Here is a 20,238-nt window from a genome sequence, read left to right on the forward strand (position 1 = left end):
GACTATATTATTATTTGAGTTTAATACAAACCAAACCCCACAAGCTTATCAAGCAAGTGGGGGGCATTTACAACTTTTTCACTCTATAAAATTCATGAAATAACTTCATTAAAGCTCTCTTTTCAATTCTAGATACATAGGATCTCGAAATGCCTAAATCTTTTGCAATTTCTCTTTGTGTAAGTTCTTCTCCACCTTGAATTAATCCAAATCTCCCCTTAATTACTTCACGTTCTCGATCATCCAAAATATGAAGATTGCTATATATTTTACTTTTTTCTATTTTTAATTGAACTTTGTCTACTACTTCATCTGATTCTGTTCCTAAAATATCAATTAGTGTGATTTCATTAACACCATTATATTATCTGTTTTAATCTCCTTTATTTCTTTAACAAACAAATAGAAAATCAGTCCCCTCTTAATTTACAACAAACCCCTTAATCATATTTATTAACCTCAAATAACCTTCATTAATTATATGGATATATAATTTTAAATCAATCGTTACTCTAAGTTCATTTTTCATTTAAAAAACTCCTTTGTTTAAAGCCTATGTGCGTTTGTCCACTATGTCAGGAGTTTGACAAATTTATTTAGTAAAATAGTATATTTTTCAATTTACCTGTCCATCATGATCATTAAAAGGAGTGATGGAAATGGTTTTGGGGTAAGGGTTTAGGTAGGAGAAGAACAAGGTTAGGTAAGTATTTAGATGATAATGCTCAACAAACTATTTTAAAAAAAACTGGTATCAGTAGAGATACCATGTCTAAATTATGTGGGGATAGAAATTACTCCCCTACTGAAAAAACAAAACAAAAAGTTGTAAAAGCATTGAAAGAAAAAGATAAAAATGCAAATATTAATACATTTTGGTAATTATAAAATATTAGGTGTTTGATATAATAGAATGGAATTACATATAAACTAATGTATGTTTATGGGCTAACCACTGACTTAATAGTCGGTGGCTTTAACTATTTTAATATAAAAAAACCCACAAACTCTTAAAGTGTACCCTTTGTAAAGGACATATAAAAAAAGCCTATGCAGTTTTAAGAAGATGATCTCTGTATTGAACAGGGGTCATTTTTTTTAGATTCCATTGATATCTATAGTTGTTATAGTAAGTCATATAGCTTTTGATTTCTTTTTGGAGTTCTTCGAGTGTTTCACATGACTTGATATATACTTCATCCTTAAAGTGACCAAAGAAGGATTCTTGAGGGGCATTATCCCAACAGTTCCCCCTCCTGGACATGGATTGGTCTAACCCAAATTTTTCAACCATTTTTTGAAACTTCGGACTAGTGTAATGGACACCTTGATCAGAATGAATAAAGGCAGACGGAACCAATCTTACTTTTCTATTATTCTTTAATTTGAGAAGCGTATCTGTTGCGATGTCTAAGGTCATGCGATCTGACAGGTGGTAAGCTAGTATTTCGTTAGTTGAACCATCTTTAACGTCGAAGGACATACTTTTGGCTGGGGGAAAGCTCTATTTTCTCATCCCCCTTTCGACAAAACGAATCTTTTTTAACAGTTCGTTTTCTGCTTTTAGTAAGTTAATTTGTGCTTCTAAACGAGCATTTTTCTCCTCTAGAGTAAGTTCTCTTTCCAATGGGCGCCCTGAGTTCCCTGCCCTAGTGTCACGTAAACCGATTGTCCCGTTCTTCTTGTAAGCTTTCTGACATCTTTTACTTGCCGATCTAACTCTTTCCGTTCCCAAAACTTCTACATCAAAACCGCATTGTTCAAATATTTCTCTAGCAAATTTCCCTTTCTCTTTTTCTACAATAAAAATATGCTTAAATTCATCTGTATAAGTGATTCCTTTTGAACTAACAGATTTAACGTATTTATTGTTTCTCAGTTGCTCTATCTCTTTCTTTATAAAAGTTTTTTTACTCATAATTTCTCCACTCCAAACTAATTCTCTCGTTATATTATTAATTATACAAAAAATACCCTATAGCTAGACTTTTTTTGAGTGTCTACACTACAGGGTACATTTTATCTAGTTTGTAGGTTTAAGTTGATAGAGCCTTTTATTTCATCCTGGAAAAGCATATCTACGGAACAGTTTATTATATAGCTCATTAAATTCTTCCAAAAATTCATTAGCTACTTCTAAATTTTCAAATGCTTGATTTTTCAGTTTTTTATCATTTTGTTTTTCAATGGATGCTTGTAACAATTGAAATGCACCCAGTCGGCGCTGTAATACAAACCCATAATCAAAAAGTAATTCCTTTACTTCCTGTGTTTCAAAATGATCATTATGCATACTATTATAGATTTGTTTATATAAAGTATATCTAGGAATAATTTCTTGAGTTAATGTTTCATATAATATAGTATCATTTTGATAATTCTCTCCCGTTACACTTTCAAACAAAGACATTAATTCAACTTCTTCATTTGCCTGAATCAACATCATTTTTTCATGGTATTCTAAAAAATCTTCTTCCACTGAAACTTTGTTAGATACCATGTAAGTAACACTATTAGTTATAATCAATAAAAACACAATAAGTATTATTTTCTTCAACGCGTCCCCTCCCCTTTATAAATATATAATATACTATTATTTAATAGTTAAAACTGGTAATTATATCCATGATATTAAAATCCTTTAAACATATTTATTAACCTAATATAACCTGTATTAATAATGTGGATATACAGTCTAAAATCAACCTCTACTATAAGTTCATTTTTCATTTTTAAAACCTCCTTAGATATTTGTTAGAAGTGTATGTGCCACAGATTGTACACTATTCCACATTTATTCAATAGAAATGTATAATAGTTGATCCTACTGTCAATCCTGCATTTAAGGAGGGATTAAATGTTTGGATTAGGTAAACCAAGAACAAAATTAGGGAAATATATCGATAAGAAGAAAATCTCACAAAAATGGATAAGTGATAATTGTGGAATAGACAAAAATACAACAAGTAGATTGACTGGAAATGATAGCTATAAACCAAATCGAAGTACAAAACATAGAATAGTATCGGGATTGAGAAAAAAAGGAGAGGAAGTGGAGGAATCGGATTTTTGGTGAGTTGTAAAAACTTGATATAATGGAGTAGAACTACATTTTAACTAATGTATGTTTATGGGTTAACCACTGACTTAATGTCGATGGTTTTTTGTTATAATCAATACAATAGTTTTACTAACTTCTAGGAGGAAATATCTTGAGAGTTACTTATGTACTTATACTTTTATTAATGTTATTAGGTTGTTCGCAATCTAGTGAAATAGTTACTTCTAATGCTACATATGATGAAATTTTGGTTTTTCCTGCTGATAGATACCCCGAAACGGCAACACATATTGAATCAGCCATTTTAAACGGTCAGTCTGCTGTATGTACCATAGATCGTGATGGAGCAGATGAAAATAGAGGTGAATCACTTGCAGGAATCCCCACTAAAGATGGATTTGATAGAGATGAATTTCCAATGGCAATGTGTGCTGAAGGTGGAAAAGGTGCAAGTGTAGCTTACGTTGATCCTTCAGATAACAGAGGGGCAGGATCTTGGGTTAGTAATCAATTAGAAGACTATAGAGATGGAACTAGGGTGTTATTTGTAATTGAAGAAAAAGAACTTGGCAGTGTTCAAGTTGCTAACAATGAAGAATCCACAATTGATATACCTTATGCTAACTGTACACTAGCAAGAGAAGCAGGAGTTACACCTTTACATGCAGGTGATTTAGGATATAGTACAAAACTAGATCGAGATGGTGATGGAGTAGCTTGTGAGTGATGCTTTTTAAAATGTTTTATATCTCTTATTGTAAAATATTAGAAGGTTGATATAATAGAGTTACCTTTTCTTTGCATTAAATAGATTAGTTTATGGGCTAATGGTCTCATTAGGAATGAGACCGAACCACTGATTTAAAATTCAGTGGTTTTTTTATTTGTTCTTTTCTTGTATCAATAATAACTCTTTTTTTACATCTTATATCAATGAACATTTATTCACTTTTTAAAAAGGAGTTGACCAAAAATTTAACACCATGGTATTTTTAATAATAAAAACATTGTTTAAAGGGTTGGTTTACCAAATGAATTATTCAGAATTATTCAATAAGTATATTAAAAAAAGTGGTTTAAGCTGGGCAGAGATTACAAGACGATTGCATGATGAAAAAAATATAAAAATTGATCGTTCTTATATATCAATGCTTAAAAATGGGAAAACAAAATACCCTGCATCTGATGAAATTAATAGAGCCATTGCAGAAATAACAAGGTGTGATCCCAATAAACTTGTTATGGCGGGTTATCACGAAAGAGCACCTATTGAAGTAAAAGAAGTTTTAGATAAAACTATTTTTTATGAAAAACTCTTAAAGAGGATTTTATTAAAAACCCAGAATTTTGATAAGGAAACTCAAGAGCTAATTAATAAATTCTCCAATCTTGTACCTCGTGAACTAGATGATTCAATATCTGAAAAAAAAGAAATTGATGTCTCAGATGAATTCTTATTTAAAAAATACAATTTAAAGTTAGATGGTAAATCCTTGAGAGAAAAAGATATTAAACTTGCTGTAGCTTTTTTGCGAACAGCTTTAAAGCATAATGAACAATAAATATTAAGAGGAAACTATTTGGACACGTCTTATCCAAAAGATTTCAGGAGGGCAGAAGATGAAAGTTGGAGGAATAATTAAAGAATTAAGAAAAGGACATAAAATGACTCAAGTTGAATTAGCTAAAAAATTAAATGTCGCTCCTACAGCAGTTTCAGCATGGGAACGAGATGAGAATAGACCGCTTTTGGATAAAATCACAATTTTAGCAGATATGTTCAATGTACCAGTTTCACATTTTTTTAAAAGTTCACGAACAGAACAGATGTCAGTAGGAAAAAATATCAAAAGAGTACGAAAAGCTAAAAAAATTACACAAAATGAGCTTGCAAACATGTCCAATATGTCAAGGTCTTATTTAGCTGATATTGAACGCGATCGATATAACCCAAGTGTTGTTTCTCTAAAACGCATCGCCGAATCCCTCGAGATAAACTTAAGTTCATTAATAGACGATGATGGAAATGATAAAAATGTCATACCTGATATAAAGAAAATACTAGAAGATAACAAACAAATCAAATATGACGATGTTTTAATCGATGGAGAAGAAAAAGAAAAAATACATCGTGTTATAAAAGCAATTTTAGATATTGAATGAAAATGTGTTTTCAAGAGGGGTTTTACAATGAGTGATTTAAAAATGTCGATGGGTAAAAAAATTAAAGAATTGAGAAAAAAAAGAGGATTATCTCAAGATGATCTAGCTGAGCATTTGGGAATGACAAGAGCAAATGTTTCTAACTATGAACGCGATAAAAACAAGTATTTACCAAGTAGCAGTCTAATGAAAATTGCAGATGTGTTAGGTGTATCCTCAGATTATTTGTTAGGTAAATCTAATGACTCTAAAACACCAGAAAAAGAGTTTCTTCAAAAATTAGAATTATCAGATGATGAAATACTTAAAAAGTTTTTTCTCACATTAGATGGAAAAGAATTAACAAAAGAAGAAGTCAGAATTGCAGTGGCTTTTCTTAGAACCAACCGTCAAATGAAGGGATGATTAAAAGACTAACCGCCTAAATAAGCGGTTTTATCTTCTAAACGGTGAATCATAATCCCGAGTATATATAATCTTTATATTTTGTGTATCTCCATCTGGACATTCTATATACCCACCTCTAACAAGTCCATTTAATACTGAACGGACTGTTTGGTCGTCCTTACCTGTTTTGATTTCTAGTTCAGGAATGGTTGGCATTCTACGTTTTGAATGAGAAAAGTTATACAAAATTCGTAATACCTTTCGTTCAAGGTCGGTAAGCATCAGGACACCCCCACTATATCACCAAACTTGATCCACTCATATTCATGCTCATGATCTAATTTAATTTGTCTTAATTGGGTATCGAATTTAGTCACTGTTCCCGTCTTAAATGCATTCAGACCAAAATCTCTGAACAATTCAACTGTAATTTCCGAGTTACTTAACATAGAATCTGATAACTGCTCTGATATAACATTAACTTCTTCCTCTGCTAGTACTGGCTTCGTCTTTCTATTTAGCTCTTGTTGATAATCATTATACGTTCTTTGTGTTCGGGTAGTATCATTCTGCTTGCTTCCCACATCATATTAGATCCAGGTGTTAGTTTATTTTCTTTCATTATTATTCACCTCTTATAGAACATTTGTTCTTATTATATAAGAGGTACAGGGAGATACGCAAGAGCACAATTTAATATTTACAATACAAACATCCAGTCAAAGTTCAATCTTAACTCATACAATATCCCATCAAATAAAAGAATAAGAGAGGTGTTTAATATTTTCCTAGAATACCTATATTTGAGCACAATTTATTAAAACGAAGGGGAGTTTTTTTTATGAATACAAATCAAAATTTTAATCAAATATGCAAAGCTTTTGCTGAGGTGCTTGGAGGAGAGCCTACAATAAAAAATGGGGTGTGTACAGTTATATTAAGCAGAGACATTGCAACGACTATACAAGGTGTTAGATCTCAATCTTTACTTTTATATCCTGCCGATTTTTCCTTTGAAGCATTGACTGAAGATGGCGAGGCATTAAACTTAGGAGCTATAGGGCTTTTACAAGGTGAAGTAACTCCTTTTATAAAAGAAATACTAAAAGATGAGAATATGGAATTAGGGACTTTGAGTAACCATTGGCTTTATGAAGACCCACGTATACTTTATACTCATTTTCAATCTATACAACCTCCTTTAGATTTTGCAGAAACCGTATCCAGAGCATTTAAAACACTACAGATTCAAAATTTCATGACGTGTTAAGTAGTTTTATTAAAATTAATAGTGAATTGAAATAATAATAAAAAGTAATCATTAGGACATTTGAATCAATTTCAAGTTTCGGACTATTTAAATAAGAAACTCCCCGACCAGCTACACTATGAGCCAGTGGGGGTTATTTACGCTTACCTTTATTTAATTCACCTGGTTCTTTTTACTTGAATTAATTAAAGTCTATTCAAATGGATTTTCCTTTGTCCAATCAGTTGGTCCTTCATTACTAGCAATAAATTTTCGCCATAACTCCCCACTTTCTTTATCAAATATAATAATATTATTATCATTTGCTGGGATTAATTCATATTATAATGATTGTTCTTGTGTTATACCTACCTTCTCTTCTTGATTTGAATGTAAAGATTGTGAAATAATCCAAGAACTTAAAAGAATGCATCCCCCTAAAAAAATAATAGAAAAGAACTGTAATTTTTCACTCACTATTAATACCCTCCAAAATATTGTAATATCACCAACATTATTATCTTAGCTCTCTATTAATATACCACTTTTATTTTACGGGTTCGTTGGTTCATGGTTTTAGACACAATAAATACTCCCCTTTAAGTAGCAGAATTTTATTTTTTAATCTTTCTACCTTTAGGAGAGCTATCACATTAACTCATTTCTGCACTATATTTTTAGCGCCACTCCATAATCCACTAGCAGCTAATCCCATTACTATGCCTACTAGAATAGCTTGTTTTGGATCACCAGGTGCCACATAAACAATACCAGTTACTACCCCTAATACTAAGGATAAAACTGGTTGATACTTAGCCCCTAATCCTAGTTGTTTTACTAATTGAACTAATGCAACGATAATCGGCACAATTGCAAAATCATAAACTTGAAATTCCATTTAATTTCCTCCTTCCAATTTTTTATTTGATAATCGATCTAACATAACAAAAAATAACCAAGGTATGTCCTGTAAAACCTCGTCAGGCTTGTCCTCTACTTTCTTTTTCCATTCATCAACATCATGAAGTAATTCTTTCTCATTAAGATTCTCAATAGATTGATGAGCCATTTCTATCTGCCATTTTTTTAACTTCAAAATCAATTCCTCCCTCGGTAAACAATCATAGTATTCTTTCACTACATCCTGTAATAACCGGTCATAAGATTTACCCATTTTTGATAGTGCGTTTTGTGGATCTGTTTTACGTTGTGGATCAAGGATGTGATGACCGATGATAGAATTAGACGGATCTAGTCCAGCTACATAACAAATATAAGCAATCACCCATACATACCTTTTATAAGCTTCTTCATTATTAATACTGCCTCTCTTATGAGAAAAACAAAGCTCAACACCTGCTGCTATATCATTTGCATCATCACCAAATATCTGATTATCTAAAGGTTTTTGATATAGAACATGCCATGCCTTTTCTGGTGTATCTGTAAGCAAAGGAATACACTCATAAATACCTGTATCGTCTACAAAGATATGAGCAGAAGCATACATATCATTATTTGAATTCTCGTAGTATTTAATATTTTGTAATGCTGTGGATCCGTCATTTCCTGTATCGTGAGCAACGATAAACCCCACTTTTGGCATCTTAATTCCAGATCGTCTTTTTGTGCCTTTAGTGAGGTATTTCTTCGTGATGGGATATTTTACTTTGAAGGTCATATTTTCACTTCCTCTCACTCTTTGATTTAAAAATCTCAACCGCATTCAATAAAATAGACGGAACAGGTAATCCGATCCGTCCAGCGTTTTCTATTATGGAAAGCAACTCATTACCAAGGTATAAAAATATAGCTGCATCACGTATGAAGTGTTGGTCGCCTATTGCTGTATCTGTTAAATGAGCAACTGATATCATGATGAATATCATTACCTTTTTGGCTATCCCTTTAAATCCCTTGTTGCTTTGTAATCTCCCCTCAACACCTGCAGCTATGATTCCTGAAATATAATCGATCAATACAAAGACAATTAATATTTCAATCAAACTGTTCAATCCTCCAAATAGATATGATCCTATTGAACCTAATGAAGCGATAACAAATTTAAATATTGTATTTTCCAAATCTCTCCCCCCTTAAAAAGTGATAAATAAGCAACCAAACAAAAAGGACCGCAAAGGGTCCCTGAGTTAAAAAATATTGAATGATATTTAATTCCAATCTCTCCACCCTCCTTAACATTAAAGGACCCTGCTGTTAAAAGGTTCATCACCAAATTTTGTGATTTATCCATAAAAATAGGAAAGCATCTATATAATCCTGGTCATAATGTTAGCGACTAAACAAACACTAGGAGGATTCATAAATGCTTTCCCTATCACTAGATTTGCCAGAATTTAAAGTCATTAAACAAGAAAATGGTTCGAATTTTCATTTTGTAGTCGTTGAGAAAGAATGTGAAGAAGAACGTTGTCCTTACTGTGGGTTTCTCGCTGGCAAGTCGGGTTCTATTCTCATTAGTTGATCAGGACAATATGTTCTACTTGCAGCAACAAGAATGATAACCAAAAGAATAAAGAGTACTAGAACTAATGCAGCTCCAGAACTACTGTGTCCACTCATGTTAACCCCTCCTTTCTATATACGATATAATATAGAATCCCCGCTGGTATCTGGTGGGGACGGACTATCAAATATTTATTTTTTATTATTTGCAGAAGCTAGTTACAACTCCTCTATTTGCATGTAAATCTAGATATCTTCCATCTATAGAAAACCACCATGTACACTAAAACCTACTAAAGCCTAAATCTAGTCGTTCAAGCTCCTCAAGTCTTCTTTCTCTATAACTCCAACTTCCAACTAAAATAATAACTAATAATATAAATAAAACCAAAACTATAGCTGCTCCCATAAAAACACCTCCATTCTATACTGTGATGTAATATACTATGTTAAAAAATCTACTTTGATTGGACGTGTATCCTAGGGTGAGTACACATTTTTCATAGTTTTAAACCCCACTATATAAATAGTAGGGTTTTCCGTTGAGGAATTCTATGAGAGCACACCCTCCTATTACTAGGAGGTTATATATTCTATGTTCTGTAGCTTCATTTGGTATAGACAGGTGACATACTTGGTTAGAAATGTGCTATTATACCATTTCATAAAAAAAGGATCGCATAGGGTGAATGATATTTAATTCCAATCTATCCCTGTGCAAAATATTGCAAAATTCTTTCCCTATAACTTCCAACTAAAATAATAACTAATAAAAACTATGTTAAAACATTCACTTCATAAGAGAAGGCATGAAAAATGCCGTCGCCGTAGGTGCTGTAGTATATCCCGAATGTCCACTTGCAGCAATTAATATGATAACTAAAAGGATGAATAGCACTAGTACAATAGCTGCGCCAGTACCAGAACGTCTTCCATAATCACTCATTCGAATTCCTCCTTTCTATATATAATGTAATATATACTATGAAAGGAAAATCTAAACTGCTTGGGTTAATACTCTGATACAAGCGCACATTTTTCATAGATTAAAACCCCACTACATTAATAGTGAGGTTTCCGTAGAAGGATTCTATGAGTGCACACCCTCCTATTACTAGGAGGTTATATATTTTATGTTCAACCCCTTCATTTTGGTATAGACAGGTAACATACTTGTTTGAAAATGTGCTTTATCCTAAGTCAAACAAAAAGGACCGCAAAGGGTCCCTGAGTTAAAAAATATTGAATGATATTTAATTCAAATCTCGCCACCCTCCTTAACATTAAAAAACCCTGCTTTTATAGGCAGGGCTTCTAAAATTTAATAATAAATAAACACTTTAGTACTGTATATAATTGTTGAATCCTTGAACCTAATCACAACAACTCATTAATTAAATTTAACTGTTGCATTCTTTCAATTAGCCCTTCTGGGGTTTCCAATTCTGATACTCCCCTAAGTGCCTCAATCTCTGCTATCAATTCTGCTTGCAATGCAAGCAACTCTTCTCTACTTAATGAGCTTAATGAACCCCCTGAGCCATATCTCAAACGTCCTCTAGAACTCATTAAAATGATAACAAGAAGAATAAAGAGTACTAGAACAATGGCAGCTAAACTATTAAATCCTTTTTTAGATGTCATAGAATCATCCCTCCTATCTATATATGATGTACTATATACTATGAAAGGATAATCTATTTTGATTGGACGTGTATCCTAGGATAAGTTCTCATTTTTCATAGATTAAAACCCCACTATAAATAGTGAGGTTTTCCGTTGAGGGATTCTATGAGTGCTTAATAGTTCTGCCATATATACTATGTTCATACCCTTCATTTGGTATAGACAAATGACTTGATTGTTTGAAAATGTGCTATATTATCCTAAGTCAAACTAAAAGGACCGCAAAGGGTCCCTGAGTTAAAAAATATTGAATGATATTTAATTCCAATCTCTCCACCCTCCTTAACATTAAAGAACCCTGCTTTAATAAGCAGGGATTTTAAATTTACTATATAATTTATCTATTCACATGCTCAATAATTAGCGGGGCAATGAATCCCTGAATATCTTGAACGCCCACTTGCAGCAATTAAAATAATAACTAAAAGAATGAATAGTACTAGAACAATTCCTGCTGCAGAACTATGTCCACTCATGTTAATCCCTCCTTTCTATATATAATGTAATATATACTATGAAAGGAAAATCTATTTTGATTGGACGTGTATCCTAGGGTAAGTACACATTTTTCATAGATTAAGACCCCACTACATAAATAGTGAGGTATTCCGTTTCTACTCGCTCAAACCCTGTCGATTCCCCAACCTCTGCAATCGCTCTACTTGCTCCTTCTCCTTGTCCACCTACGGTGATCCGTCTACTCAATATACCTTGTAAAGTATATCCTCTCACCATTAATTGCTCCGTGTTTTCTTGTTTGATTTCCCGATGTCTGATCACACCGACTTTATTCGTACTTAACACAATGAAGTGATCCTCTTGTAATGTTTCCGTGTTGTTTTTATTTAGATTAATGTGAAGTTCAAACTCTCCTTGATTGAAAAGGATATTATTTTCATCCATGGAAATCATGTGGTTAGAGTAGATGCTGACAATCAACTTGTTTTTCCATGTATCATCTGCTACTCTTAGTGGTGCTATAACTAGAATCTTAGAAGCTTCAAAGGAATCAAACAACATTTGTTCTAAAGCTGTTAGTGTGATCACCGTCTTACCTAAACCCATTTCCAACAATAGTGCTAAAGCAGGTGTATCTAAAATTCGCTCGATAGCATATTCTTGGTATTTGTGTGGTTTAAAATCCATTTCTGCTGTTCCTCCACAAATTGATTTATCTTTTCAACAGAATCAATGACGTATACTTTTGCATTTCGTTCGTTTAGTTCTTGTTTTCGTTTCACCTGTAAAGGTCGAAGTCTTTCTCCTGGTGCTTTCATTTCTACAAAGACGATATCCCCACCAGGGAAAAAAGTCTATCAGGCTCTTACGTTGGAAGAAGCAGAACTTTCCTTCGACTCTTTCAAGGAAAGGTGGGGCAAAAAACATCCCATTATTATTCGATCTTGGGAAACGAATTGGGTAGAGTTGACGGCTTACTTTAGCTATCCACCTGCCATTAGAAGGATGATTTACACCACCAATATCATCGAAGGGTATCATAGACAACTTAGAAAAGTTACAAAAACAAAAACAACCTATCCATCGGATGAGGCGTTAAGAAAAATTATTTATTTAGTCACAATGGAAGTATCCAAAAAATGGTCTATGCCGTTAAGAGATTGGAAAGAATGTATATCACAATTAAGTATTTATTATGAAGATCGGATTCAACCTGAATTATTAGGGTAGTGCCGGCTTGACATGGAGCCTCTGCGGGCACGATGTTTTGCGATAGTTGGATACATATTCTTCAAATTGTATCGCAAGTTTTTTGAATCAGCCTATCATGCCCGCCACTCCAAGTAAAGCCTTTTAAGTTAGTTTAGAAAAATCCATTTACACAAAAGAATTTATATTCCCCCAGATCTCGGGCCCCCATTCATTTCAAAACCTGCATATGCAGCAATTAAAATAATAACTAAAAGAATGAATAGTACTAGAACAATTCCTGCTGCTGAACTATGTCCGCTCATGTAAATCCCTCCTTTCTATATATAATGTAATATATACTATGTCAAATCATCTGAACTGCTTGGGTTAATGTTCTGATACAAGCGCACATTTTTCATAGTTTAAAACCCCACTATATAAATAGTGAGGTTTTCCGTAGAGAGATTTATGAGCATACAGCCTCCTATTTCTAAGAGGTAATAAACCTAAAACGTTTGCATCAATTGCTGGAGTAAAGCCCGTTGTGTTTGTTCAATCCTTACAATTAAATCAAATTGCGTTTGAATTAAAGCTTGTTGTTCTTGAAGTGCTAATAGCTGTTCTTCATCTCTTATATCAATTGTTCCAATTGTATCCCCTGAGCCATATCTCGAACGTCCTCTTGCAGCAACTATAATGATAACTAAGAGTATGAATAGTACTAGAACAATGGCAGCTAAACTACTAAATCCTTTTTTAGATGCCATAGAATCATCCCTCCTTTCAATATATGACTTAATACATACTATGAAAGGATAATCTACTTTGATTGGACGAGTGTCCTAGTGCAAGTACACATTTTAAATAGTTTAGACCCACTATATAAATAGTGAGGTTTAGATCGGCTACACTTAACTGGACAGAAAAATTAAGGTCAAGTAGAATACAACTAATATTATTGAGGAGAATCTACTATGACAAAAAGAAAACGAAGAACATTTAGTCCGGAATTCAAGCAACAAATGGTGCAGCTTTATAAAAGGGGTAAACCACGTAAAGATATAATTAGAGAGTATGAATTAACACCATCAGCACTTGATAAATGGGTTGTGCAGAGTGATACATCGGGATTGTTTAAAGAAAAAGACAATTTAACCCCTGAGGAACAAGAGCTAAGAGAACTTAGAAAAGAAATCAAACAACTTCGAATGGAAAATGATATTTTAAAGCAAGCAGCGCTGATCATAGGACGAAAGTAAATGTGATTAAGAATAATCGTCACAAATACTCGATATCAGCAATGTGTAAAGTCCTAAACATCTCAAGAAGCACCTATTATTATGAAGCAAAGGAAAATTCCTCGGAAGATAATCTGGCATCTACTATGATTGATATTTTTAATGCAAGTCGTCAAAATTATGGAACTCGCAAGATGAAAATCGAGTTAGCTAAGTTAGGATATCAGGTATCTAGACGACGAATTGGTCGGATTATGAAAGAGCAGGGATTGGTTTCTACCTACACCATCGCACAATTTAAGCCACATCCAACAACGTATAATGAGTCTAAACAAATAAATGAATTGAACCGTAATTTTGATCAAGAAGAAGAATTGAATGTGGTCGTCAGTGACCTAACCTATGTAAGAGTCAATCAAAAGTGGCATTACATATGTGTATTTATTGATCTTTTCAACAGAGAAATCATCGGGTACAGTACAGGTCCTAACAAAGATGCAGCATTGGTTTATCGTGCGTTTGCATCTATTCAGAGAGATCTTCGTAAAATACAATATTTCCACACAGATCGTGGAAATGAATTTAAAAATAAGTTGATAGATGAAGTGTTAGAGACATTTGATATTAAGCGTTCTTTAAGTATGAAAGGTTGTCCTTATGATAATGCTGTAGCCGAGGCTACGTTTAAAATCATCAAAACAGAGTTTATTAGAAGACATCAATTTGCTAGCTTAGAAGAGTTATCCATAGAACTGCAAGATTACATACATTGGTTTAATTACATTCGAATTCATGGAACATTAGGATATTTAAGCCCGATTGAGTATAAACTTGAACACCTTAAAAAAGTTGTCTAGTTTTGTGTTGACAATCCAGTTTCCGTAGAGAGATTTTATGAGTGCTTAATAGTTCTTCCTTATATTCTATGTTTAAACCCTTCATTTTGGTATAGACAAGTGACTTGATTGTTTGGAAATGTACTTTATCCTAAGATTGTTACTAGTGCTCTTATATTAAAGCATAAAAAAAGAACCAATACTGTCAATGGCTCTTAATCGTTATCCAATAATTTGGTTGTATTGTTCTTGTGTAATCCACCCTTTACTGATTGCATTTTGTAATCCTGCAGCATTCAATTTTCCCGTGTCATATAATCTTTTTAATGTATCAAACATGATAAATTCCCCCTCAAATTTATAATAATGAATCTAGAATTAGCATATCCACTGTTTCTTTGATAGATTTTACCTCTTCTTCAACTGGATGAGACTTATTGATGACTTCATACCACAACTCGTCAGTTTGTGGATTCATATATAACACTTCTCTTTCCCCTGATCCTAACACAGGTTTTACAGGTAATTGATCCACTTCCACCCCTCTACTTTTTGCTTCCAAAGTAAGTAACTCAGGTTTATAATGAATGGTCGTCACCCTAGCTCGTTCTTCTGTTTCTACTTCATAAAATAAAACCATAATAAAAAACCTCCATTTTCATTTTGTTCATATCATTATAAAAGCTAACTCTATTACATCTCTATACCTGCTGTTAGTTTTAAATTACGAACTCCAGCATCAGCACTGTATATTCCAATATAAATCGTATCATTTTTATATATGGCTATACTTCTAACATGATCGCCTGTCGAAAGATCCCCATATATCCACATCACATTACCGTCACTATCCAATTTAAACAATTTAGCATTGTTAGAACTTGATCCTGTCGTACCTGCATAAATATAGCCATATTGATCTACTGCTAATGAGGTGACATCATTTCCAAGATTCACAAACCATACCTGTCCTCCATCTTCACTTACTCTCCTAAGATAATTTCCGCTGTCTCCTACATAAAGTATCTCATGACCATTGCTTTGATCAACAACAACAGCGAGAAAATCGTAACTTCCACTTCCCTCAAAAGTCCACGTTAAAGTACCATCATTATCATCTATTTTTCTCACTCTATTATCTCTTGAGGCTGTAAAACAATCACCGTTTGTATTTGCAGCCACACCTTTACAATCATCTGTATGTCCTGTATATCTCCATTCTAAATCATCGTCTGTTAAATTTCCGTTTAATTTCACAACATCGCCAATTTCATCTCCTGCGTAAACATACCCTAATGAATCTATATCTAAACATAACCATCCATTATTTATATCTGTATTTCTGTACGACCAAATCAACATCCCATCTTGATCATATTTTTTAATATAAGGACCATAATCTGAAGTAAAAATATTACCATGATCGTCTACTTTTACACCTGTTACAGTACCAGAAAAACTACCCATTTTATTTAAGAAATTTCCCTCTTTATCTACTTTATGAATCCCTTCAATATCAGAGGCTGCTCCACCACAATAAAAATTTCCCTCTTGATCTACTGCAACTGCATAAATATAATTTCCGTATCCTACATAATTAGTTTCAAAACTGACCCTTTCATATATAATCGCTTTTGCTTCAGTTTGTTCTATTTTATAAATCTCTCCATTTTCACCCGCATAAATATGACCTACATCATCTAATACAATAGAATATACATCACCCATTACATCATCTATAATCCATTGAAGTCTACCGTATTTGTTTAACTTTACAACACCATCATAACCTGTACTATTTAATGCCCCATAAATATTCCCCACAGGATCAAATGTAAGATCATATGCTGTATTTGATCCTGTAAGAGTCACAAATATAGTGTTATCATCTTTATCTCTTTTTTCTATCATTCCACCTGTAACACCAGTGTAAATATTTTCATCATCGTCTACTGCTATGCTATATAATCCCTGATAATAAGTATATTTATTTAATAATTGTACAATCGAACTCATTTCTACTTTATGGACTTCAGGCTCGAGTCCACCACAATAAATCATGCCATTTTTATCTACTGCTACTGAGTATACTCTGTTCAAGTGTCCTGTATATGTTCCAATTAACAAACCTGATGAATTACATTTATATACATTCGTGTCCTCACTACCAAAAATAATATTCCTCTCATGATCTACTGCTAGACTACGAACATTTTCTGAAGCAAATGCGGTTGCCCATACAAGATTTCCATTACTAATATCTATTTTATGAACAGTATTATCCGCACTTCCTGAATATAAATATCCATGATCTAATGCTAAAGCATATACAGTATTTGTATGACCAGTATGTTCCCATACGATGTTTCCATTTAGATCTATTTTTTTCACAGTAAAACTACTACCATCACCCGCATATAGATTTCCATCTTGATCTCTTGCCAATCCGTAAAATTTACCAGTATCCTCTACTATACAAAACTTTTCTAAAGAATCAACACTTCCAGATAATAAAGTCTCAAAAGATGTTGCTGTTGCCATTTTTCTTATATTCCTAATATCGTCTGATAACTTATCAAACGTATCACTACCATTAGAATCCTTCCCTCTATCTACATCAGTAATAGCGGTAGCGACTTTATTTTTCCCATCACTGACAGAGGACTTTAAATTGTCTATTTCCAACTGAACATTTGATTCATTTGATGTGCTTATATTTTCAGCACTTAAGTCAATGTTTTCTATATTTTGATTGATTTGAATGATCTCTTCTTCTAAGTTGTTACTGTTTTGCAATTTCACATTTTCAGCCTTTGTTTTAGGGTAAAGGTCATCCCAAGCTGTATTTACTTCATTTCTCTGTTTCATTTGAATATTTTTTTCAGCCACTTTTAATCCCCCCCTTACATTACTGGTGTATCCATTGTCTTCTTAATCTTATCAATCAAAGTTGGAACATGGTTTCCAAACGTTACATCTAATCTAAATCCATCAGACTCATAGATTTCTTTAACTTCTGAAATCGAAGTATCTAATGTGATCCCGAGTTTTCTATCCTGAATTGTTACAATATCCCCTAAATCCCAATCCTTTTCATATTCAAAGGGTCCATGTGTGAGTATTTCAGCTTCAAAACTAAAAATTTTCTGCATCTCTTGGAGTTTTTGATTCCCACGGGTCTTTAAACTAGCAGCTTCTTCAAGGTCTCTCGCATCGATAAAAGTTTCTAATCTTTCCATTCCTAACGATTCACCCATTTCTACAATCATTCTGCTTGCCCCTTCTCCTTGTCCACCTACAAAGGCTGTATTCTTGTATCCAATGGCACTATCTATGAATGTATGGCTCTTGATGTTATCGAAGTGGGCGGAAAAAATCACAGGGGGTAGTTCACTTTGGGATGCAGTTTTATGCTTTGGTTCAAACACTTCAAAACTCCATTTTTGTTGTTGTAAATCTAAAACAATATCCCATCCTAGACCTGAAGAAAAAGAGATCCCTTCCAATTCTTCTGCTAGATTCTTATACCTTGATTGCCAATCTATCACAGATCCTAATTGTTTATCCTCTGCAATGATTAGATTGGGGAAAACTCTGCTTGAATTCACAGGTTCCACAGCATTGTTACTCACGTAATGTTTTAAAACTGTTTCTGCATTCGTTTGAATTTTGTCATAAGCTTCACCCATAGGTGGGATTATAATCCTTCTATTTAACACACCTTGAAGGGAATAACCCTTTATGAGTAATTGTTCTGTGCTCTCTTGCTTCATTTCACGATGACGAATAACACCTACTTTGTTTGAAGATAAAACAATCAAATGATCTTGTTGCAGCGTCTCTGTTAAATTTTTATTGATGTTGATATGAATCTCAAACTCGCCAGCTTTATGAAACCGCCTTGTAAATTGTAGACTTTCATAATCATCTATCTCACCTAAAAATTCAAATGAGGGTGTCATCACTTTTATCGGTTGCAAAACTTTCCACCCCCTAGATATTTTTTAACCAGATATCCCCTGTTATTACTTCTTGCGGTTCATTGTCTCCAATTAATATTCTGACACCAATATCATTTTGTATCCCATTAAACCACTCATTCCATTGTCTTTGAAATTCTTCTATTGGAACAGTAATGAGTGACGATACTAACCCACATACATCCTCATCAAATCGTTCATCTATAATGGAATGGATGGTCGTTTCTCCTGTATTAATTCTTACCTGAGCCAAGCTAATTTCATAGATGATATCGTCACGTTGTAAACTAGGGGGTTCGGGACTTGTTGCAGGAATTCCCTTCTTTAAAACTGCCTTAATATCTCTAACATTTACATCTCGATCTAGCTTCAAGACAATGCGGTCAATACGTGGATTGGTTACATCCGCATCGTCATGTGTAAATAAAAGTTCTGCTGTGTTTTCATACATGAAGCCTTCGAGGTATGCTGAACCTATTTCAAGCTTAGTCTGCAAATCTGCTACATGGGTAATTTCTAAAGAGGGTTGATTGTTTTGATGATACAATCCAGTAGAAAGAAATTGCTTAAAATACAATGCAAATTGCTCCATATCATACTGCCTATCCCCATTCACGCTATTAAAAAAGCTAGATTTTTCTGCCATGATTACACCTCCTTACACACTTAAATATCTATTCCTCCATGTAATGGTCACTCCTGCATTTTCATATTCCTGACCTGTTGAATAATCAATGAGATTATTTCCAGCTTGTAGTTGAAAAAAAGTACTATTCAAATTCACAAAATGGAAAGCGTTAATACGTTCACCATTCGTGGTTACTTTTTCAACTTTCTTTTGTCCAAAAGCGGTGTTGATTTCAAGAAATTCACCCTCTAGTAGATCCTGATTCACTTCAATAAAATTGCCAGTCGTCACATTTTCTACTCTTATGGGTGCTGTAGCAGGACCTTCAAAACCAATTTGCAAAGGGGTATCAACATGACCTTCATTGAGTAGTATTTTTGATTTTGATTCTGATTGTTCAGCAAATGTAGTGGGTAACTCAAGTGGGAACTCTAACCCACCCTGCCAAATGACAAGTTGATCCACATGTTCTTCTGTTGTCCAAAATGGACTGGGACAAATTAGATCAATGATGACTTTTTGAAAACGGTTAGTCCGATTGTCTAATCCGCTAGGATAAGTAGGCACATGTTCAGAAACCGCATCTATCCACCTAGTTACCCTATCATTTTCATATTTACATACGCCCTTCACCTTTGGATTAAAGACACTAGACAACAGCTCTCGTTTTGCTGATATATCATTCCTGTTCGTTCCCAAAATTGTGACCTCAATAGGGATAAACCTCTCGGTAAGTAGGGACTGAATATGTGTACTTCCATCTTGATATGGTGCTTTTTGGGTTTGAATATCTGCTTCAACATCACCTAAACCCTCTATTTTAGACAGCAAAAAAGGAGCTCCTCCAAGCTCCACAGATAAGCCATTTGTATTTGTAAAAGTGATTTTTTGCAA

The 20,238-nt window shown here is 33.5% G+C and carries 28 protein-coding genes and 5 pseudogenes; 9 read left to right on the forward strand and 24 right to left on the reverse strand.

From position 1 onward, the window contains the following. Positions 1-67 precede the first annotated feature (67 nt). The 3 genes and pseudogenes from VQL36_RS14240 to VQL36_RS14250 all read right to left on the reverse strand — a co-directional run. Positions 68-352, reverse strand: a pseudogene (locus VQL36_RS14240) (sigma-70 family RNA polymerase sigma factor); the annotation flags it as partial. Positions 353-1,048: 696 nt separating this feature from the next. After that, positions 1,049-1,918, reverse strand: a pseudogene (locus VQL36_RS14245) (IS3 family transposase). A gap of 141 nt (positions 1,919-2,059) precedes the next feature. Then, a complete protein-coding gene (locus tag VQL36_RS14250) occupies positions 2,060-2,557 on the reverse strand; it encodes a hypothetical protein (protein WP_349249963.1) in 498 nt (165 codons plus the stop codon). Positions 2,558-2,857: 300 nt separating this feature from the next. Between VQL36_RS14250 and VQL36_RS14255 the strand changes: the two genes are divergently transcribed. The 6 genes and pseudogenes from VQL36_RS14255 (at position 2,858) to VQL36_RS14280 (ending at position 5,629) form a co-directional block, all read left to right on the forward strand. Next, on the forward strand, positions 2,858-3,076 hold the full coding sequence (locus tag VQL36_RS14255; protein ID WP_349249964.1) for a transcriptional regulator: 219 nt from the start codon (positions 2,858-2,860) through the stop codon (positions 3,074-3,076). Between the two features lie 169 nt (positions 3,077-3,245). Then, a pseudogene (locus VQL36_RS14260) lies at positions 3,246-3,617 on the forward strand (hypothetical protein); the annotation flags it as partial. After that, positions 3,600-3,788, forward strand: coding sequence for an excalibur calcium-binding domain-containing protein (locus VQL36_RS14265; protein ID WP_349251184.1), 189 nt, complete (start codon positions 3,600-3,602; stop codon positions 3,786-3,788). The pseudogene VQL36_RS14260 and the gene VQL36_RS14265, both read left to right, overlap by 18 nt. Positions 3,789-4,092: 304 nt before the next feature. Further along, the gene (locus VQL36_RS14270; protein ID WP_349249965.1) at positions 4,093-4,623 is read left to right on the forward strand and encodes a hypothetical protein; all 531 of its coding nucleotides are present in this window, start codon (positions 4,093-4,095) and stop codon (positions 4,621-4,623) included. 58 nt (positions 4,624-4,681) lie between these two features. Continuing rightward, on the forward strand, positions 4,682-5,224 hold the full coding sequence (locus VQL36_RS14275) for a helix-turn-helix transcriptional regulator (RefSeq protein ID WP_349249966.1): 543 nt from the start codon (positions 4,682-4,684) through the stop codon (positions 5,222-5,224). A 27-nt stretch (positions 5,225-5,251) separates the two neighbouring features. Beyond that, complete coding sequence (locus VQL36_RS14280) at positions 5,252-5,629, forward strand: helix-turn-helix transcriptional regulator (protein ID WP_349249967.1); 378 nt, start codon at positions 5,252-5,254, stop codon at positions 5,627-5,629. A gap of 30 nt (positions 5,630-5,659) precedes the next feature. On the opposite strand, the gene VQL36_RS14285 is transcribed toward VQL36_RS14280, so the two are convergent. Beyond that, complete coding sequence (locus VQL36_RS14285) at positions 5,660-5,893, reverse strand: hypothetical protein (RefSeq protein WP_349249968.1); 234 nt, start codon at positions 5,891-5,893, stop codon at positions 5,660-5,662. Next, positions 5,893-6,195 carry a YolD-like family protein gene (locus VQL36_RS14290; RefSeq protein WP_349249969.1) on the reverse strand — a complete coding sequence of 101 codons (303 nt, stop codon included), beginning with the start codon at positions 6,193-6,195 and terminating at the stop codon, positions 5,893-5,895. Before VQL36_RS14290 ends, VQL36_RS14285 begins: the two co-directional genes overlap by 1 nt. Before the next feature lie 257 nt (positions 6,196-6,452). On the opposite strand from VQL36_RS14290, the gene VQL36_RS14295 reads away from it, so the two are divergent. Then, positions 6,453-6,881, forward strand: a complete 429-nt coding sequence (locus VQL36_RS14295; RefSeq protein WP_349249970.1) for a DUF1259 domain-containing protein — start codon at positions 6,453-6,455, stop codon at positions 6,879-6,881. Positions 6,882-7,202: 321 nt separating this feature from the next. On the opposite strand, the gene VQL36_RS14300 is transcribed toward VQL36_RS14295, so the two are convergent. The 11 genes and pseudogenes from VQL36_RS14300 to VQL36_RS14350 form a co-directional block, all read right to left on the reverse strand. Then, entirely contained in the window at positions 7,203-7,337 is a 135-nt protein-coding gene (locus VQL36_RS14300; protein WP_349249971.1) for a hypothetical protein, read from the reverse strand. A 181-nt stretch (positions 7,338-7,518) separates the two neighbouring features. Continuing rightward, the gene (locus VQL36_RS14305) at positions 7,519-7,758 is read right to left on the reverse strand and encodes a hypothetical protein (protein ID WP_349249972.1); all 240 of its coding nucleotides are present in this window, start codon (positions 7,756-7,758) and stop codon (positions 7,519-7,521) included. Next, positions 7,759-8,541, reverse strand: coding sequence for a peptidoglycan recognition family protein (locus VQL36_RS14310; protein WP_349249973.1), 783 nt, complete (start codon positions 8,539-8,541; stop codon positions 7,759-7,761). It lies immediately after the preceding gene. Between the two features lie 4 nt (positions 8,542-8,545). After that, on the reverse strand, positions 8,546-8,944 hold the full coding sequence (locus VQL36_RS14315) for a phage holin family protein (protein ID WP_349249974.1): 399 nt from the start codon (positions 8,942-8,944) through the stop codon (positions 8,546-8,548). Beyond that, complete coding sequence (locus VQL36_RS14320) at positions 8,925-9,062, reverse strand: BhlA/UviB family holin-like peptide (protein WP_349249975.1); 138 nt, start codon at positions 9,060-9,062, stop codon at positions 8,925-8,927. The genes VQL36_RS14315 and VQL36_RS14320 overlap by 20 nt, the downstream gene beginning before the upstream one ends. 234 nt (positions 9,063-9,296) lie before the next feature. Then, on the reverse strand, positions 9,297-9,443 hold the full coding sequence (locus tag VQL36_RS14325; protein WP_349249976.1) for a YjcZ family sporulation protein: 147 nt from the start codon (positions 9,441-9,443) through the stop codon (positions 9,297-9,299). Between the two features lie 166 nt (positions 9,444-9,609). Beyond that, positions 9,610-9,735, reverse strand: a complete 126-nt coding sequence (locus VQL36_RS14330; protein ID WP_349249977.1) for a hypothetical protein — start codon at positions 9,733-9,735, stop codon at positions 9,610-9,612. A 381-nt stretch (positions 9,736-10,116) separates the two neighbouring features. Further along, positions 10,117-10,272, reverse strand: coding sequence for a hypothetical protein (locus tag VQL36_RS14335; RefSeq protein WP_349249978.1), 156 nt, complete (start codon positions 10,270-10,272; stop codon positions 10,117-10,119). A gap of 431 nt (positions 10,273-10,703) precedes the next feature. After that, the gene (locus tag VQL36_RS14340; RefSeq protein WP_349249979.1) at positions 10,704-10,970 is read right to left on the reverse strand and encodes a hypothetical protein; all 267 of its coding nucleotides are present in this window, start codon (positions 10,968-10,970) and stop codon (positions 10,704-10,706) included. Positions 10,971-11,365: 395 nt separating this feature from the next. Further along, entirely contained in the window at positions 11,366-11,488 is a 123-nt protein-coding gene (locus VQL36_RS14345) for a hypothetical protein (RefSeq protein ID WP_349249980.1), read from the reverse strand. Between the two features lie 193 nt (positions 11,489-11,681). Continuing rightward, positions 11,682-12,158: pseudogene (locus tag VQL36_RS14350) on the reverse strand (Gp37-like protein); the annotation flags it as partial. Between the two features lie 159 nt (positions 12,159-12,317). Between VQL36_RS14350 and VQL36_RS14355 the strand changes: the two are divergent. Further along, positions 12,318-12,701: pseudogene (locus VQL36_RS14355) on the forward strand (transposase); the annotation flags it as partial. 161 nt (positions 12,702-12,862) lie between these two features. On the opposite strand, the gene VQL36_RS14360 reads toward VQL36_RS14355, so the two are convergent. Both VQL36_RS14360 and VQL36_RS14365 read right to left on the reverse strand, forming a co-directional pair. Beyond that, complete coding sequence (locus VQL36_RS14360; protein ID WP_349249981.1) at positions 12,863-12,985, reverse strand: hypothetical protein; 123 nt, start codon at positions 12,983-12,985, stop codon at positions 12,863-12,865. Between the two features lie 183 nt (positions 12,986-13,168). Continuing rightward, a complete protein-coding gene (locus VQL36_RS14365; RefSeq protein ID WP_349249982.1) occupies positions 13,169-13,429 on the reverse strand; it encodes a hypothetical protein in 261 nt (86 codons plus the stop codon). 207 nt (positions 13,430-13,636) lie between these two features. Between VQL36_RS14365 and VQL36_RS14370 the strand changes: the two genes are divergently transcribed. Continuing rightward, a protein-coding gene (locus tag VQL36_RS14370) for an IS3 family transposase (protein ID WP_349247821.1) occupies positions 13,637-14,757 on the forward strand; the annotation gives its coding sequence in 2 pieces (ribosomal slippage) (positions 13,637-13,886 and positions 13,886-14,757; 1,122 coding nt in all). A gap of 201 nt (positions 14,758-14,958) precedes the next feature. Here VQL36_RS14370 and VQL36_RS14375 read toward each other — a convergent pair. From VQL36_RS14375 to VQL36_RS14400, 6 genes are read right to left on the reverse strand one after another with little or no spacing between them, the layout of a single operon-like run. Further along, positions 14,959-15,075, reverse strand: a complete 117-nt coding sequence (locus VQL36_RS14375; protein ID WP_349249983.1) for an XkdX family protein — start codon at positions 15,073-15,075, stop codon at positions 14,959-14,961. A gap of 19 nt (positions 15,076-15,094) precedes the next feature. Beyond that, on the reverse strand, positions 15,095-15,376 hold the full coding sequence (locus VQL36_RS14380) for a hypothetical protein (RefSeq protein WP_349249984.1): 282 nt from the start codon (positions 15,374-15,376) through the stop codon (positions 15,095-15,097). A 53-nt stretch (positions 15,377-15,429) separates the two neighbouring features. Beyond that, complete coding sequence (locus VQL36_RS14385; protein ID WP_349249985.1) at positions 15,430-17,625, reverse strand: PQQ-binding-like beta-propeller repeat protein; 2,196 nt, start codon at positions 17,623-17,625, stop codon at positions 15,430-15,432. Between the two features lie 14 nt (positions 17,626-17,639). Beyond that, a complete protein-coding gene (locus tag VQL36_RS14390; protein WP_349249986.1) occupies positions 17,640-18,716 on the reverse strand; it encodes a siphovirus ReqiPepy6 Gp37-like family protein in 1,077 nt (358 codons plus the stop codon). 13 nt (positions 18,717-18,729) lie between these two features. Further along, positions 18,730-19,362 (reverse strand): hypothetical protein, encoded by a 633-nt coding sequence (locus tag VQL36_RS14395; RefSeq protein WP_349249987.1) that lies wholly within the window; start codon positions 19,360-19,362, stop codon positions 18,730-18,732. 12 nt (positions 19,363-19,374) lie between these two features. Beyond that, complete coding sequence (locus VQL36_RS14400; protein WP_349249988.1) at positions 19,375-20,238, reverse strand: phage tail family protein; 864 nt, start codon at positions 20,236-20,238, stop codon at positions 19,375-19,377.

This window comes from Chengkuizengella sp. SCS-71B (assembly GCF_040100845.1).
Taxonomy (GTDB): domain Bacteria; phylum Bacillota; class Bacilli; order Paenibacillales; family KCTC-33759; genus Chengkuizengella.